Annotated in this window: 9 protein-coding genes and 1 pseudogene; 6 read left to right on the top strand and 4 right to left on the bottom strand. The window is 41.6% G+C overall.

The window, feature by feature from the left end; all coding sequences use genetic code 11:
• The first annotated feature begins 42 nt into the window (after nt 1-42).
• Nucleotides 43-900, top strand: coding sequence for a DUF4368 domain-containing protein (locus E5329_RS16490; RefSeq protein ID WP_275443371.1), 858 nt, complete (start codon nt 43-45; stop codon nt 898-900).
• A gap of 224 nt (nt 901-1124) precedes the next feature.
• Here E5329_RS16490 and E5329_RS16485 read toward each other — a convergent pair whose 3' ends face one another.
• Nucleotides 1125-1304 (bottom strand): hypothetical protein, encoded by a 180-nt coding sequence (locus E5329_RS16485; protein ID WP_135990567.1) that lies wholly within the window; start codon nt 1302-1304, stop codon nt 1125-1127.
• 99 nt (nt 1305-1403) lie between these two features.
• Entirely contained in the window at nt 1404-1925 is a 522-nt protein-coding gene (locus E5329_RS16480) for a DUF5720 family protein (protein WP_135990566.1), read from the bottom strand.
• Between the two features lie 798 nt (nt 1926-2723).
• On the opposite strand from E5329_RS16480, the gene E5329_RS16475 reads away from it, so the two are divergent.
• The 3 genes from E5329_RS16475 (at nt 2724) to E5329_RS16465 (ending at nt 4332) form a co-directional block, all read left to right on the top strand.
• Entirely contained in the window at nt 2724-3239 is a 516-nt protein-coding gene (locus E5329_RS16475; protein ID WP_135990565.1) for an RNA polymerase sigma factor, read from the top strand.
• Nucleotides 3223-3834, top strand: coding sequence for a zf-HC2 domain-containing protein (locus E5329_RS16470; protein ID WP_135990564.1), 612 nt, complete (start codon nt 3223-3225; stop codon nt 3832-3834). The genes E5329_RS16475 and E5329_RS16470 overlap by 17 nt, the downstream gene beginning before the upstream one ends.
• 93 nt (nt 3835-3927) lie before the next feature.
• Nucleotides 3928-4332, top strand: a complete 405-nt coding sequence (locus E5329_RS16465; RefSeq protein WP_135990563.1) for a hypothetical protein — start codon at nt 3928-3930, stop codon at nt 4330-4332.
• 315 nt (nt 4333-4647) lie between these two features.
• Here the strand turns inward: E5329_RS16465 and E5329_RS31750 are convergent.
• Nucleotides 4648-7198 (bottom strand): annotated as a pseudogene (locus E5329_RS31750) (DEAD/DEAH box helicase family protein); the annotation flags it as partial.
• A 131-nt stretch (nt 7199-7329) separates the two neighbouring features.
• On the opposite strand from E5329_RS31750, the gene tnpA reads away from it, so the two are divergent.
• Nucleotides 7330-7758, top strand: a complete 429-nt coding sequence (gene tnpA / locus E5329_RS16455) for an IS200/IS605 family transposase (RefSeq protein WP_135990562.1) — start codon at nt 7330-7332, stop codon at nt 7756-7758.
• Between the two features lie 422 nt (nt 7759-8180).
• On the opposite strand, the gene E5329_RS16450 is transcribed toward tnpA, so the two are convergent.
• Nucleotides 8181-9128, bottom strand: a complete 948-nt coding sequence (locus tag E5329_RS16450; RefSeq protein ID WP_135990561.1) for a hypothetical protein — start codon at nt 9126-9128, stop codon at nt 8181-8183.
• Nucleotides 9129-9734: 606 nt separating this feature from the next.
• Here E5329_RS16450 and E5329_RS16445 point away from each other — a divergent pair.
• Nucleotides 9735-17072, top strand: a complete 7338-nt coding sequence (locus tag E5329_RS16445; protein WP_135990560.1) for a fibronectin type III domain-containing protein — start codon at nt 9735-9737, stop codon at nt 17070-17072.
• The last annotated feature ends 10 nt before the right edge of the window (nt 17073-17082 follow it).

Genomic DNA, 17082 nt, shown 5'->3' with positions numbered 1-17082 from the left:
ATTTTAATTTGACGTTTTTGTGCGGGAGACAGGAACTTTAATTTGCTGGGCTACAGCATGGTACAGGGACGGCAGTACACGCCATCCTATCGAAGTAAAAAAAGGGAACCTATCCCTAAAGAAGATTGGGTAGTTGTTCCTGATATGCACGAACCGATCATATCCCGCGAATTATTTGATGAAGCACAAAAAAGGCTGATTGCGCGGAAAAAGACCATTAAAGCCAAAGACGAGCCGGCGCTGTTTGCAGGACTGTTCTACTGCGAAGCCTGCGGAACATCCATGAAGTTGGGCGTTAGCCAGCAGAAGTATTTTTACTATATGTGTGGGCGCAGTCAGGCGATAGGGACAGTAGCTTGTTCCAGCCACTACATCAACCGTGACACGCTTTATCAGGTGGTTCAGGAGGATATTCAGCGCAATGCCAAGCTGTTCAGCGAGGATGCCGAAAAAGCCGCGCAGAAACTGATGGAACTGAAATGCGCCGACCAGCAGAAGCAAACTGCCGCAATGAAACGCGACCTTGCATCAGCAAAGAAACGGCTGGCTGACCTGGATGTGAAGCTGAAACGCACCTATGAGGATAACATGAGCGGAAAGCTGCCTGACCACATCTTTACCATGTTTATCGCAGATTACGATACGGAACGGGCAACGCTGAAAGCGAACATTGCAGAGATGGAAAAGGCACTGGAAAAGGTTCGGGATACCAAGGCCGATATTGACCGCTTCGCAGCCCTTATCCGAAAATACACCAGCTTTGAAAAACTCGACCGCTTCATGCTTCACGAACTGATTGACCGGATTACGATTTACGAAACGCCAGGTATGGGACGTTGCCGCAAGGGAAAGGAAAAGCGCATTACTATCTACTACAAATTTGTCGGGGCTATCCAATAAGCAAAAACGGCATCCCCTATGGATGCCTAAAAAAATAACTTGGCTTTACGTCTATTTGACTTCTCATCATCCATTGACAATCTCGTATAGAGTGCTGTCCATATTTCTTTATTTTCTGTATTCTGCATATTGGCCTCCTATATTCACTCAATATCCAGAGACAGAAATACGCTGACTTCATTATAGCCTTTTCTGTCTCTGGTATCAACCGTCAATTCATCTTTTCAGACAGCTTTCTTCCCTGTCCCCATACTTCCGTTCCTTAATTTTTCCTCCACGTTCTTACGGGCGGCTTCTTCGCTCACTACTGTCAGTAATCCCTCCATACTTTCCGTGCCGGAATATACATGCTCTACCACATAACGGATCGGCGTATCCTTTCTCCCCTTTTTCTTTCTCTGCATAGATTCCCTCCCTTCTTTCGATATTTTTTCAGCTTTCTCCACTCCCCTGTTATGTTTCCTTTCAGCTTTTGTGCAGTTCCTACTTTTATCAAGGGACTGTTATCTGTTATGCTCCGCTTTCTTATCTGGATATAGTTTCCCGGAAACTACCGCCGCATGGCTGCGGATTTTGATTTCCCCACGCTTTTCACTTTCTATGGCATTGCGGTATCTCCCGTCTGAGAGGAAGAATCGGTATCTCTCCCCTTTAAATCCTACGGGGCTGTCATTATTCAGCACATCAAGGACGATCATATGTCTTGTGTCCGGCTGGAACCGTTCCCGCCCTGACAGGTCATGCCCCTGTAAGACCGGCTGTTTCAACCGTTCCTTTGCTTCATTCAGTCTCCGCAGGACGGAACTTCTGCCCTGTCCTATGAAATGTGCCTTATTGTCCGCTATGAACCGGCTGCATTCCGGTTCTGGAAGTTTCTCCAGTTTGTCTGCGGCATTCCTTATGATAATCCGTGTCAGGTCGTCCCCGGCTGCTGACTGCCCGTCCCTCATAGCTTTCACTGTGTCCTCTTTTGTTGTCGCTTCATATTTGTAAACCATCTCCAGTTCACTCTTTGTAAATCGCATGAATCCCTCCTTGCTTTTTTCATAATGCCTGATCAGGGGAAGCTGTTTTTTGCTTCCTACTATATAAGCCGATTGGAGAACGCTAGTGGGAAAGGAAATTGAATTATTTTTAGAATTTTTTTATCTTCCGTGATGTAAGGCAATCACGCTGCGGCTATTTTTAATAGGAGCCAATCTGCATATTTGGAAAATATGCAGGAACTGAGGGTATGGGGAAACAGAATCCCCATCAAGGTTGCCGGGTAAGCAAAACCCACAAAGTGGGTTTTGAGTTACTCTGGCGAAACTTGCCCTTTATGTCAGAACTAAAATAAAAGGCATTATCCGAGAAGTTTCATTATTTCAGAAAACTTATAGAAGTACGGCTTATTAACAGCTTCTAAGAAAATCTTCTCGAATAATGTTTGACAGGTATAAAAAATCTAGCATAGAGATTAAGGTATTCTTTATCGTAATTATCAGAATGATTGTCAACAACATAAGGAACGTATCGTGTCTATGGTCTAAACAGTTGAGTAATTATCCGAGAAGTTTTTTAGAAACCGCCGATAAATTGTGCTTTTCAGGATATTTCTTTGATAATGAGACTTCTCGGATAATGCCCTTTTAGTTTCCCAAATTTCATTACTGGGCATTTCCTCAATTTGACCCGTAGAAAATGATGCCTTACAATAAAAGAAATGATGCTGATAACAGGTTAGAGAAAAATAAAATATAAAAAACTGGATTTAAAGTGTAACATTATTTGATTAATTTCTATTTATATATTAGTACATGTACTAGAAAGGCAATAAGAATATGCAGGATAAAGCATCAAAGGATGATGATATATATGTAAAATATGCAAATACCGTAAAACGTTTTTTAATTTCTCTTTCGGGAAACTTTGACTTAGCAGAAGATCTTACACAAGAAACATTTTATCAAGCATATAAGTCTCTCCATCGTTATAATGGAAAATGTAAAATGTCTGTGTGGCTATGCCAAATTGCAAAACATATGTATTTTGACTATCTGAAAAAGGAAAAACACATACAGAAAATAGAAATAGAGAATTTAAAAATATTTGACACAGAAAGAAATGTGGAAGAAACATATCTTTTAAAGGAAGAAATTCAAGAACTTTTGTTTGCAGTACAGCAGGCGAAAAAAACTTACGGGCAAGTGTTTTGGCTAAGAGCATACGAAGAAATGACTTTTAAAGAAATAGGAGAGATTTTTGATAAAAGCGAAAATTGGGCACGCATAAATTATTATCGCGCGAAAGAGTGGATTAGAGAAAGGATACGATTAAATAATGAAAATAACATGTGATATTATAAATGATTTAATTCCTCTGTATATTGATAATATTTGTACGGAAGATAGCTGTAAACTGATAGAAGAGCACATGAAGAATTGTAAGAAATGCAACCAAAAACTGGAAGATATGAAAAATCCGATAGAGTATCCTCAAATGTCGGAACAATGGGAAAGTAAAGAACCGTTTAAGAAAATCAAAAAGAAAGTCCGTATACAGCTGATACTGACGGTTATTATTACTGGCTGTATAGTAGGATCGTTTATGTTTGCGACGCAAGAGGTAGGATGGCTGCATAGCTATTTCCATCCTAAAAGTGAAGCTACGATTGAAAATGAAATAAATCAAACAGAGTGGTCACAAGTAAAAGTATCCAATAACGGTTATTTGAATTTTTCTTCCATCTTTTACAAAAAAGAGATGATAAATGACGCCAATAGCAGTGGCCATGTTGCTGTTCGTATATTGGATGAGAACAGGAATATTATTTTAGATGAAATAATCGTTGATGCGGGTGAATCTATTAGCCTAAAAGTTTTAGAAGATAATATGAATTATATTGTTGAGGTGAAGTGCAAAGAGGGAAGATATTTTTTGAATTTCATATAATTTGTAAAATTTATACTGATTTTAATGCATGATATGATATGCAATTAAAATAAAATAATTCAGAAAAGAGGAGAAAAATATGAAGTTAAAAAATTGATAGCTGTTATGGGAATGTGTGTGGTAATGGTATCTGCGTCAACAAGTGCTTTGGCGGCGGAAATCCCAGATCAAAAGGAACTGAGTATCAATGAAGAGAATATAATTCAGCCACGTGTGAATTGGACAGGAAATGCAAGACTTTCAACAGATGGTTATTATAATGTAACATCATCTAATAATATTTTTAGAGATTCTCCTAAGGTGACTAATCATGCAGGAAATCCGGGGACAATTAAAGTGAGAATTATTAATGGTAATGGTAAACAAGTTGGAAACACTAAAGAGATAAAGGCGGGAAAAACAGTTACAATGGATCAAATTCCAGCATTTAGTGGGACATATACATTACAAGCAAAGGCAATAAGCAAGGCAGGAAGTTATACGATTACTATTGATTAGTCGTTAACATTGTAAATAATATTATCATTAATCGAAAGAAAATTATAATGAGGTAAAGGAACAAAACAAGCTAGGACAGTTTTATGCAAAACGGACACCACCAATATCTCTGATACATAAGAGGACTTGCAGGGTTGTAAACCTTATAAGTTCTCTTATCTGTTCTATCGGTACTTTTTCATAAATAGATAGATTTAACGTTGTATTCCAATAAAAGAAAATTTCATTCAAGAATTTATTTCATTGATATGTTAAAAAATATCTTATGTATTTTCAGCGTATTTCTCTCTGGATTTGTCCATGTACCTCTAATACTGGTGCTATCTCCAGGGCGGTGGTGGTTTCTCCAAACCGGGATGCCCAACTGTCAAACTGCCCCATACCCATCTCCTGCAGGCGGCCGTATTGTAAATATCTTTGGATAGAGTACATTTCCGTCATGCTATTCAATATTGGAGTTCCGGTGGCGAACACAATCCCCCTGCCGCCCGTGATTTCATCCAGATAACGGCATTTTGCGAACATATCGCTTGATTTCTGTGCATCTGCCGTCGATAAGCCAGCCACGTTGCGCATTTTGGTATATAAGAACAAATTTTTGTACAGGTCCGATTCGTCCACGAACATCATGTCAACGCCGAGTTCTTCAAACGTGACCACATCGTCCTTGCGTCCATTTGCCTGCAGCTTCTCAAGCCGCACTTCCAGGCTTTTCTTTGTACGCTCCAGCTGCTTAATGGTAAAGCGTTCTCCATGGCTGGCTTTCACTTCCCGGATGCCGTCTGTAATTTCGTTAATCTGTTCCCGTATCAAGCGTTCCTGGCGTTCCATGCTTATCGGGATACGCTCGAATTGTGAATGCCCGATGATGACTGCATCAATGTCGCTGGTGGCGATACGGGCGCAGAACTTTTTACGGTTACGGGTTTCAAAATCCTTTTTAGTTGTGACCAGAATATTCGCGGCAGGATATAGTCTGAGAAACTCAGCTGCAGTCTGCTCGGTTAAGTGGTTCGGAACAACAAATATCGACTTATGGCATAAGCCCAGACGTTTGCTCTCCATAGCGGCGGCAATCATCTCGAACGTCTTCCCAGCCCCCCACTTCATGCGCAAGCAGGGTGTTCCCGCCATACAGCACATGTGCAATCGCATTGAACTGATGGGGCTGGAGTTTTATTTCCGGGTTGATGCCTGAGAATACAATATGAGAGCCGTCATATTCGCGAGGCCGGGTGTTGTTCATGGTTTCGTTATAGTGATGGACAAGCGTCTGGCGGCGTTCCGGCTCCTTGAATATCCAGTCTTTAAATGCATCTTTTAAGGCCTGCTGTTTCTGCTGGGCAAGGGTTGTCTGTTTTGCGTTCAAGACACGTTTTTCCTTTCCGTCTGCGTCTTCTACAGTATCGTAAATACGCACATCGCGGAGATTTAAGGAATCTTCAAGGATTTTATATGCATTTGCACGGTCAGTGCCATATGTCGTGTATGCTGCGACATCGTTATATGGGGCGGCATTCTTATTGGCAATGCTCCATTCCGCCGTAAACGCTGAATAATTTACTGTGATTCTGTTACGCAGGTAAGCAGGCGTGTTCAGGGTTTCATACATGAATTGCTGGATATAAGATTTATCAATCCATGTCGCGCCCAGACGTACTTCAATCTCAGATGCGTCAAGGTCTTTTGGCTGCGCCGCTTTCAGAGCCTTGACGTTAATTTTATACGCCGGGTCTGTGGACATTGCTTTTTGTGCCTGTCGCAGCTTTTTACGGACATTGCCAGACAAATATTCGTCTGCTGTCTGCCAAATATTATTCGTTGGGTCTTTATAGATTACGCCCTGTAATTCCCGAATCAGCTCGGATTCACTTTTTCCGGTCAGCTGTGACATAAACGGCAAATCCACTTTGGCACGTTCTCCAATGGATACAACCAGAGCTTCCGATGCCGTGTCTACGCTGGTGATTGTCTTATGCTGTTTGATAGTGCGTTTTGTGAACATATCCGCTTTGCGTTCCAGTCTGCCGTCTTCATCCAAGATTTCCAAGGAGCAGAGCAGATAATAGCTTGAATCCCGCTCAAACGCCAGACGGTTCGCACGGCTGTTAATCAGGCCGTATTTATGAGTGTAAGCATCGTATAACTGGTTTAACTCTGCCTGACCTGCCTTAATGGCACTATCCGGTATAGATTCATCCATCTGCAGGGCAATCAACTTTTGTACGCAGTCACGCAGTTTTATCATGCCTTTGACACGGTTCTCGGCTGTTGCGTTCAGCTCGGCTTTCTTCATCATAGAATTCTCACGGTAGTACACTTCACCGTCTACCAGAGTGAAAGAATAGTTCTTCACGCTGTCGTCAGCCGGGAGCGTGTCTGCCGGAGTGCTTTTATCCGGTTCTGCTGGCACGGCTTTCTGGTAGGTCCCACGAATAAATTCCATTGCCTTTTGGAGCTGTGTGGCAAGGCCAACGTCTGGAACAGGAACAACTGTATAATCCTGCCTGCCATACTGTGTGCTTTCTGATGAAGGCGTTCCCAGAACCATTTCGGGATGATTGAGGAAATAACTGTTGATTATAAATCCGTCTGTATTCTCTTCAGTATGTATCCAATCTGGGATTTCGTCTGCTGGGGTATCGCGTTTCTGTAAGAATAAGATGTCAGACACCACTTCTGTATTAGCGTTCGCTTTAAAGGCGTTGTCAGGCAGACGGACAGCCCCAAGCAGGTCCGCTCTTGCAGCCAGATATTCCCTTACGTCTGTATCCTTGGAATCCATTGTGTAACGGGTGGTGATAAACGCCAGGCTGCCGCCGAGACGCACTTTATCAAGGGACTTAGCCAGGAAGTAATTATGAATGAAAGGTCTAATCCCCCAGCTATGCTGGGGAGAATCGTGTAAGTGGAAACGATGAGGATATAATAAAAAGCCTCCTATGTTAAAATGAGAATGGTGTCGCAAGCCAAACTCAAAAATAGGAGGCGGTCCTAATGGATAATAAAAGTTTATCACACACGAAATGGAAATGCCAGTATCATATAGTATTCATTCCGAAGTATAGGAAGAAGCAATTGTATGGGCAAATAAAAGTCGATGTACGTGAGATAATCAGTACATTATGCAAATATAAGGATGTTGAGATAATAGCAGGCGCAGTATGCGAGGATCACGCACATCTAAGTGTAGCAATTCCGCCGAAAATAAGTATATCAAGTTTTATGGGATACTTAAAAGGAAAAAGCACACTAATGATATATGACAGACGCCCAGAATTGCAAAGTAAGTGGAACAAAGCATTTTGGGCACGTGGATATTACGTAGAAACAATAGGTAATATAACGGAAGATGCTGTCAGAAAATATATTAACGAGCAGGCAGAAGAATCACGAAAAGAAGATGCAAGAAGTACCGCTTTTTAGCGGACCAGTAAGAATGCTTGCGACACCGCCCTTTTGGGCGAGCAGTAAGAAAGCCCTTATTAGGGCTTAGGGCAAACCACCAGTTGAACTGGTGGTTGCTGACTTAAGATTGAGGAACTTTGGGGATGGCTGAAAGATTCTGTAATAAATAATGTATTCTTTTATTCCCGTGAAGAGATTCAGGAAGCCGTGAAAAAGTTTATTGATTGGGTAACTACAGTTCCGCAAATGGTTATTGATCGCTTGTGCTTATAGGCAATAATTAATTACGTTATATATAGGCTTTGTGAGAAATTTACAAGATTTGGTATGCGGTCCATTGTGTAAATGGCAACAGACCGCTTTGTTAGCAATATGCTGGACATTATATGCATTTTTTCTTATTTATCAGTAATGGAAAAACGAATAGTATAAATGTTTCTTCATTGCAGAGGCGTTCCAGACAAATCAACAGTAACAGTTCCAGATAAATAATCATCCGCTTCTTCCAGTGAGAGGTTGTATTTTCTCATTATGGCAGGTTTGATATCGGTATCCGTGTGCCCGAATTCCCGAAGGGTGTCTATGGTGCCCAGTATGCCTGCGGTAATGCCTTTCTGTTCACCTTTCTGTTCACCTTTCTGTTCCCCAATCATAATAGATTTTTTCCTTTCTTCTTCCAACATCGCCTCTATCTGGGGCTCCATAAGTTCCATCAGAATTTCAAACATCTTCCCAGCTCCTTTCCAGTTGTTGATAATCGCTTTATTTGCCTTTAACATAACGGTTATAACAGAATCAGCAAAATTTCGTTCGCCGCTTTCCGTCAATTCTTTCGTCTGATCTAACAGCCGCTGCGCCTCTGAAATCGTTACTTTCTTTGAAAGAGCGCAGAGCCATGCATGGGCAGTGGGATCTAATTCCTGGGTGACAAGCACTTGCGTAGGAAAAGGGATGCTTCCTTCTATATAATAGATCCCGGAATAAGGTTCAGCCATGGAACAGCCCTGCGCCCTGAAATGCTGAAACAGCTTCAGGGGCTTTGCGTCCCAAACAAGCGATATCGTAATATCGTCGGCCTTAATTGCATTTACAGTATTGCCATTGGATTTATAAAGCGCGGCATAGGCCATGGTCTTATAATAAACGTCAATGTCCAGGGAATCCCCTGGCGATTTGTACTCCATAATGTTATGCCCTCGAAACAGCCGACCAATTTCATTAGAGACAGCGGCGGAAGAACTCTTCTGAATGATGAGCAGATCAATGGACAGGGGCTTCGTGTTCAGGTTATGTTCCTTTTGGAAAATCAGGTTCTCTCTGTCTTTCCGCAGCTCCAGGTTCATGGCGGCCACGAATGCGGGATGCCACTGGATTTTCGTGTCTTTCATATAGATTCCTTTCTCATAGTATAGCATAGATTTACAGCGGGTAAAAGCATGAAAAATCTTCTCAGGGCAATAAAAGCTAAGTGTCAGCAAAGAATAAAGAGTTTGGATATAAAACAAGGTTTCTGTGGGAAGTCCACGTAATGATACAGATGAAATCTGCTGGAAATGTATATAGAAACTTCGTTTGCATCATCTTATCATAGAAATAGAGGGTTGTCAAAGTGCATTTTCAGGGTGTGAACAAGAAAAATCCAGGAAAAAGGTACTGTATTTCCCGAAATTATACATAAATTTCAGGAAATCTAAAAAATTTATAAAAGAAATCCGTAAAAAAATAGCATTCTTGCGAAATATGTGTTATAATTTCTAAACGGAGTATTGCATCCGGAACAGTCAGGCTACGGTTCTACCATTACTACAAAAGATAAAGCTGTTCCGGATGTGGTTCTTCGTATTCTTTACTGCATTTATAGAAAGAATTCAGGAAAATATTGAAAAATCAGTGAAAACAGTTAAATAAACAGGCAAAATTGCCGAAAAAAATTAATAATATTGATATAGATAGAACGAAATATGCATGTGGGATGAAGCAAGGAGGAATGAGCGATGTATAAGGATGTTGGGAAGAGGATAATGGCGTTGCTGTTAAGCGTCTGCATGATAGCCGGGATGGTGGATTTGTCCGGGTTTACAGTGCATGCAGAAGCCGTGCGAATTGCCACCGTGGAGGTTGTGGATACAGATATTACGTATGATGGAACCAAGAAAGAGCCTACTATTGTGGTGAAGGATTATTCTGATCAGACAATAGATTCGGGATATTATACAATAGAATGGGGAGAAAATATTCATGTAGGTACAGGAGGAACCGTCACAGTTAATGGGGATGGTGTGAATTGCATTGGAACGGCAACGGCAACCTTTGAAATTAAACCTATGGATTTTACAGATCAAGCGATTGTAACGGTGGTTAAAGACATGAAATATGTGCAGGGCAGCGGTACAAATATTCTGCCTGGAGATATGACCGTGCAAGTAGGGGGGAAGAATCTAAATTCCGGAACAGATTATAATTATACGTTAAGTGATAATAACATGGGAAGTAACGATTCTAGCCCTAAGACAGTAACAGTAACAGTAACAGGAAATGGAGATTACAAGGGGACTGCAACAGGGAATTATCAGATAACAAGAATTGAGGAAGAAAAATTTAAATTAAATGATGATACAGGCAGTGTGTCATCATTGAGATTAGTGTACAATGGAAGAACACAAGAATTACCGGAGCAACAATTAGAGAAATTGAAGGTAACATATGATGGGATTGATGATATAAAACCGGAAGAGTATGAGTTCCGATACAGGAATACAGATCGGGCCAGTCGTGGAGATACTAAAGCTCAAGTATATGTATTGGGTAAAGGAGAACGGTTTGGACAGTTGGAAAGTAATCCGGTTGAATTTACAATAAGGAAAAGCCTCACGGCGGCAGCAGGCGGATATGATGTCAGCAAGCAGATACAGGCAGATCCCATAGCGGCTAAACCCTATCAGGGTGCTTCGAATCCAGTGAAACTTACAGGGGATGATATTAAGCTGTATGATCCTGATTATGGAAAAGAGAAACCGTTAGTGTTGGATGAAGATTATACAATAGGTACTTATGTATACCCTACTGCTGCGAATGGACAGGGTACAGCCAAGGTTACTATTAATGGTATAGGCAGTTATGTGGGAACCATGATCTTAGAATTTGAGATTTATTCCCCCACATTAGAAAGCATTGGTGTAAGCGTTGAGGGAACATATACTTATGATCGTGAATCTAAAAGAAATCAAGTAAGCGTTAAAGTGGGAGATGGTACATCTTATACAGAGGGAACAGACTATGTGGTTGAATATTCAAGCAGAACCAATCACACAGATGCAGGTAAGCATTCGATTACTGTCAGGTCAACAGGCACTGGGAAAATACAGGCAGGCAGTACCGTTACGGTAGACTATACAATTGAACCAAGAAGTATAGCGCCAGGCAACGATGTTACTGTCAGTGAGGTGGCGGATAGTTATACGTATACTGGCACAGCCCATAAGCCGACTCCCACAGTCACTTATAAAAATCAGAGTTTGTCAACGTCAGAGGTAGAGTATGGATACTCTGGTAATACAAATGCTGGAGAAGCTACGGTAACTGTAAAAGGTAAGGGAAACTTTACCGGAAGTGTTGTTAAAAAATTTACAATAGCGGCGCTGCCGATTACAGACGATAATATAATCGTGAACAACTTTGAAGATTCCAAAAAGTATGAAGGAAAAGAGATTGAACAGAGTCGTGTTAATGTGAGTTTAAGGCAGGGCAATACAACCACTCCGCTTATAAAAGGCAGAGATTATGATATTGCTTATGAGAATAATCTGAATGTTGGTACCGCAACAATGAAAATTAATGGTACGGGTAATTACAGCGGTACGGTTAGCAAAGAATTTGAAATAACCAAAAGGAATATTACAGATGGAACCTCTATTAGAGTTACCTCGCCTGTAATTTATACAGGAAAAGTGATTACGCCGCCAGTGACAATTAATCTAGGGACAGTGACCCTGAGGGCGGACGAGGATTATGTTTTGGAATCGGTTGGCACTCCGATAAATGCTCAAAGCGGTGCAGAAGTTAGAATTATCGGACAGAACAATTTTGAGGGTGAGACAATCGGAAAATTTGACATTGAAGCCCGCAGTATCGATTCAGAGTATTTGAAAGTGACAGCAACAGGATTATCTCTGACAGATGAAAATTTTGCTGAAATGACGGAGCAAGATTTAAGTGCGATTTTCTATAAATTTGAAGTAAAAGAAGGCGGTGTTGTAACAAAAGAACTGAAGATTAGTTATGATAACGGAGAGGATGTTTCATATAATTTCCAATCAGGAGATTATACGATTGTCCATAATAATAATACAAAGCCTGGAACAGCTACTCTGCGTATCACAGGAGTAAAGAACTGGAAAGGAACGAAAGAATTAACGTACAGGATCAGAGGAGATTTAAGTGATTATGATACGATAGATCCTCTGACAAAAATTATAGGCCATCCCCAGACTTATACAGGAAGTCCGGTAAAACCGGTAAATACCGAGGTTATATTTAATGGAACGACGCTGGCACATGAGACAGATTATACCATTGAGAACTATACAAACATTAATGTAACAACGGAAACAACAGGAAAAGCTACCGCTGATATTATTGGTACAGGAGATTATTATAATACAGCGAAAGTGGAGTTTGACATTGTTCCCCTGAACTTATCAACAGATGATTTAGTAAAGAATGAGTATAACATTGTATTGCCAGAGGGAGTAACTGGCATTGCAGGAACCTACATTTATTCCGGGCTTCCCATTGAGCCTAAGCCGGAGATTACTCATTTCGAGAGGACATTGACACAAGATACAGATTATAGCGTAGAGTATAATACAGATGAAAGCACAGGGGCAGGAATTACAGTGGGTCCTCAGAAGCTGACAGTGAAAGGCAGTCCTGAGAATTATGAAGGGGAAATAGAGAAAGAGTTCACCATTGAAGCCTATGACTTTGAAGCAGCATATGCAGAAGACAAGGTGGAGATTACAGGCGTAGATTCAAGTGTGGTGTTGGACTGGGTAAAGGATAGAGAGAAATATGCAGATAAATATACCGATTCTGATTCACCAATAATGAAAGAGGATTCGGACGAAATTATCTGGCCTAACCTGCAGGTAAGTTATATAGCAGTTGATATGGAAGGCAATCAGAAAGAAGCGAAGAATTTGGTGCTTAATACCGATTATACTGTAAAATATGAAAGAAATAATACCATCGGGACTGCTACAATAACTGTAACAGGAAAAGGCAACTTTACAGGGACAATTACAAAGGATTTCCAGATTATAGGAGATTTGTCCGGCGATTATGTTTCGATGGAACTGAATGGCGGGCAGGACTGGGAATACAGCCCGAAGGATGCTGACGGGAATATTACCAATACGCCGGAACCAGAAGTATATTATACCGTAAGGTTCAAAAGCGGAATAGAAACAAAGTTTCTGCTGAAAAAAGGTGAAGATTATCAGGTGACCTATGACAACTATGAGAATGCTACTGCAGCTCCCGAAGGAGTAAATTCTACGAAAGACGGAAGTTCTCCGGCAATTGCAATTATTTCCGGAATTGTTGCTCCGGGAACATCTTCCGAAGGCGATGACACTCAGACAGAGCTGAATGGAAATTATTGTGGAGAAAGAAGGAAGGAATTCCAGATTTATCAGCGGGATCTTTCCAAGGCAAAGGACAATGAGAATGACATGTCGCTGGATGGAGTGAATGAGGAAGGATATCTCTATACAGGGGAAGCGATAGAACCGGAATTGCAGATATATTGCAAGGAACAGCCTCTTGACAAGTTAGATTCGGCAGCAGTGGAAGGAACAGCTTATGACTATAAGGTAGAAGCTGCGAATAATATCAATGTCTATACCTGGGAGAATGATATTAAGGGTGGAACAAGGCTGCTTCCTACCTTGACGGTTACTGCAAGCCGGAATGATGATGAGGCATACGATGGAAACTATTATGGAGAATTTATCAAAGAATTTAAGATTAATCCGAGGCAGATAACGGAGGAAACGGTAGATACATTTATAAAAATTAGAAATGACAGAATCGCGCCTCCAGGCGGCGCCAGCGGCTCTACAGGGTATCTGGGAGAAGAAAACGCAGAAACCGGTTTCTGGGAATGTGATTATATCCGTGATTATATTAGATTTGATTCTCTGGTAGAAGAGGGGAAAAGTGCACTGACAGTTACCTGGTGTGAAGGAGAGAACAGTACAGAAACAGGACTGATAGAAGGTCAAGATTTTGCTGTTGGATATGAGCATAATGCAAGGATCGGAGACGCAACTGTTTATATTCGTGCTCTTGAAGAAGAGTATTGTAACTATGAGGGCCGTTACGATAAGATATTCAAGATTATGGCATCGATTGAAGATGTTAATAATAATCCGCCGGAGTATATGACATTAAATTATGACCATGATGTTTACTATGGCGTGGACCCGGTATATCCGGAATTGATTTTTGAAGACCGCTCAGGTATGCAGTGCGAAGGAGATCCGGAACCGAAAATATTGAAAGAAGGAGAAGACTTCGAAATCATTACATCAGCGAATCAGGGCAACGCAACAGAAATCAGTAAGAATAATACTGGAATTGGCAGTGAAGATGATGTGGAAGAGTTCAGACCTACCGTTGTCGTGCGCGGAATTGATTGCTATAAAGGAGTGATTACACGGTATTATAATATTATCAAAAAGAACTTCTCAGATCCTGAGAGCGGCATAACGTTGGTATTTGGCGGAGATGTTATAAATGATGAACCGTATGAAAATGCTTATGTATATAATGGTTCAGCCATGGAACCGCCCTTTGAAATCTATAATAACGATTTCAAGAAGATAGGAACAGATGGCTATACGTCTAATGCTGCAAACAGAAGATTGATAAAAGATAAGGATTATAGGATTGTAGAGTGGAAGAACAATGATAAACTGTCAGAAGGAGATGCTAAAGCCAGTGTAACAGTGGAAGGAATCGGAGACCATTATGAGGGTCAGGCGACATTCTATTTCTCTATTATTCCTCAGCCGATTTCAGGCTCAGGTGTAAGAGTTGAGTTCGAACAGAACCAGACATTTGACAGAACAGCGAAAGAGCCGGAACTTACAGTAACCTTCGGTGGAAATACGCTTACAGAAGGCACAGATTACACGGTGGCTTATGAAAATAATGTAAATGCAAGTACAGCAATAGAAGTTGAAGAGGAGAAACCTGCCGTTATTCTGACTGGTATCGGAGGATTTGGCGGAACTAATCGGATTACTTTTAATATTCTTCCAGAGGATATTGCCAATGCAGAAGATATTGATGCAAGCGGAAGGGCAATTTACAGAGAAGGCGAGGAAGTTGTTCCAGAGTTCCAGGTTCAGGCAAAAGACGGTACAAAGCTTGAATTGGGTGTAGACTACACAGTGGATCCCTACACTGGTGAAGCAGGAATTAATGTGCCGGGAGTAGCTACAATACGAGGAATTGGCAACTATACCGGAAGCCGTGAAGTATCATTCCGGATGTATCCGCCAGAGGGTGATTTCCGGATAGAAGAAATTCAGCCTCAGGAATTTAGAAATGCACCAATTAAACCAGAAGTAAAGGTTTTCCTTGATGTAGACGAAGAATTATCGATTCAGTTAATAGAAGGTACAGATTATGTACTGGAATATGACAATATCATCAATGCAGGTGTGGATACCGCAGTAGTCATTGCCAAAGGCTTGGGCTATTTTGCAGAGCAGAATAAGCAGGCAGCTGCACGCTTTACCATTACACCCAAGAGCATCGGTTCAGAAGGCGTGATAGACAGTGCCATGGAATTGAACAGCATTGAACCTCAGTGGTACGGTGGCAGGCCGATTGTTCCAGGCGTAGAGCTTAAGTTCCAGCCTTCCAGCCAGCCAACGGTAAGGGAAGGAGAAGAAACCAACAATCCAGTTACTCTGATACAGGGAACAGATTACCGGGTAACTGCCGTAAACAATACCATGGTAGGGGAAGCGACAGCCACCATTACCGGTATCGGCAACTATACAGGCACCATTGAAACGAAGTTCCGCATCCATGGAAACATGAATATGGTAGATGTGGCTCCTATTCCTACCCAGGATTATACCGGAAGTCCTGTGACGCCGGTTCCTCAGGTAAGCATTGGTGGAAAAGCAATGGTGGAAGGCACAGATTACCGCGTGGAATACAGCAATAACGTAGATCGCGGAACAGCCACCATTACCATTACAGGTACAGAAGACTGGTATTTCGGAACAAAAACTGTGAATTTTGACATTGCAAGAGAATTATCAGCAGAAACCTCCATCCGGGGCGTGGCAGCTGTTTACACCTACACAGGCGCAGCCATTACTCCTCCGGTCAGAGTGGAAGATGACGGCAACCTTTTGGTCAGCGGAGTGGACTACGACATTGCATATTCTGAGAATGTAAATGCAGGAACAGCAACCATTACCATTACTGGTAAGGGCAAGTACACCGGAGGCACAAAGACAACGTTCCAGATTAGTCCTCAGCAGTTAGGAAGGGCAACCGTAAGTCCTATCAGCGATCAGATTTACACTGGAAAAGAGCAGAATCCGCCGATCACTGTTACCAGCGGTAATACGACATTGCAGAAGGGTACGGACTACAGCGTGGTATACGTCAACAGTGCAACTCCGGGAATGGCAAGCGTGATTATCAAGGGAGAAGGAAATTATACCGGAACCCAAACAGTAAATTACAATATTAAAGTTCCGGAAATTACTGGCGTTAAGGTTTCAAAGTATACGAATAAGAGTGTCACTCTTTCCTGGACCAAGAATGATGTGGTCAGCGGATATGAGATTTACAATTCCGGCAACAGACGGGCAGCAAGGGTGAATAAGCCAACCACTGTCAAGGCAACGGTTTCAAAATTGAAGGCAGGAACCTCACAGACATTCCGGGTAAGAGCATATGTCAACAAAGACGGACAGTATTATTATGGTCCATTTGCAAGTGTGAAAGCAGTGACAGCGCCCAATTCCACGAAGATTAAGAGCTTGAAATCTTCTAAGAAGAAACAGGTTGCAGTGAAGTGGAAGAAGGTATCAGGAGCAACTCAGTATGAGGTTTACAGAAGCACCAGCAAGAAAGGAAAGTATAAAAAGCTTGCAACAACGAAGAAAACCTCGTATACTGATAAGAAAGCAACAGGCGGCAAGAAGTATTATTACAAGATCCGCGTATGCAAGAAAATTGACAAGAAGAATTATTACAGCAGCTATTCCGCTGTGAAGTCGGTCAAAGCTAAGAAATAAACAAAGAAAC

It is taken from the genome of Petralouisia muris (genome assembly GCF_004793545.1).
Taxonomy (GTDB): Bacteria; Bacillota; Clostridia; order Lachnospirales; family Lachnospiraceae; genus Petralouisia; species Petralouisia muris.
This window is presented reverse-complemented; position numbering and strand designations above follow the sequence as displayed.

Bases quoted from the DNA above. Each gene is read 5' to 3' on its own strand.
- E5329_RS16480 (WP_135990566.1), bottom strand. From the start codon at position 1,925: ATGCGATTTACAAAGAGTGAACTGGAGATGGTTTACAAATATGAAGCG.
- E5329_RS16470 (WP_135990564.1), top strand. From the start codon at position 3,223: ATGAAAATAACATGTGATATTATAAATGATTTAATTCCTCTGTATATT.
- E5329_RS16485 (WP_135990567.1), bottom strand. From the start codon at position 1,304: ATGCAGAGAAAGAAAAAGGGGAGAAAGGATACGCCGATCCGTTATGTG.
- E5329_RS16445 (WP_135990560.1), top strand. From the start codon at position 9,735: ATGTATAAGGATGTTGGGAAGAGGATAATGGCGTTGCTGTTAAGCGTC.
- tnpA (WP_135990562.1), top strand. From the start codon at position 7,330: ATGGATAATAAAAGTTTATCACACACGAAATGGAAATGCCAGTATCAT.
- E5329_RS16450 (WP_135990561.1), bottom strand. From the start codon at position 9,128: ATGAAAGACACGAAAATCCAGTGGCATCCCGCATTCGTGGCCGCCATG.
- E5329_RS16475 (WP_135990565.1), top strand. From the start codon at position 2,724: ATGCAGGATAAAGCATCAAAGGATGATGATATATATGTAAAATATGCA.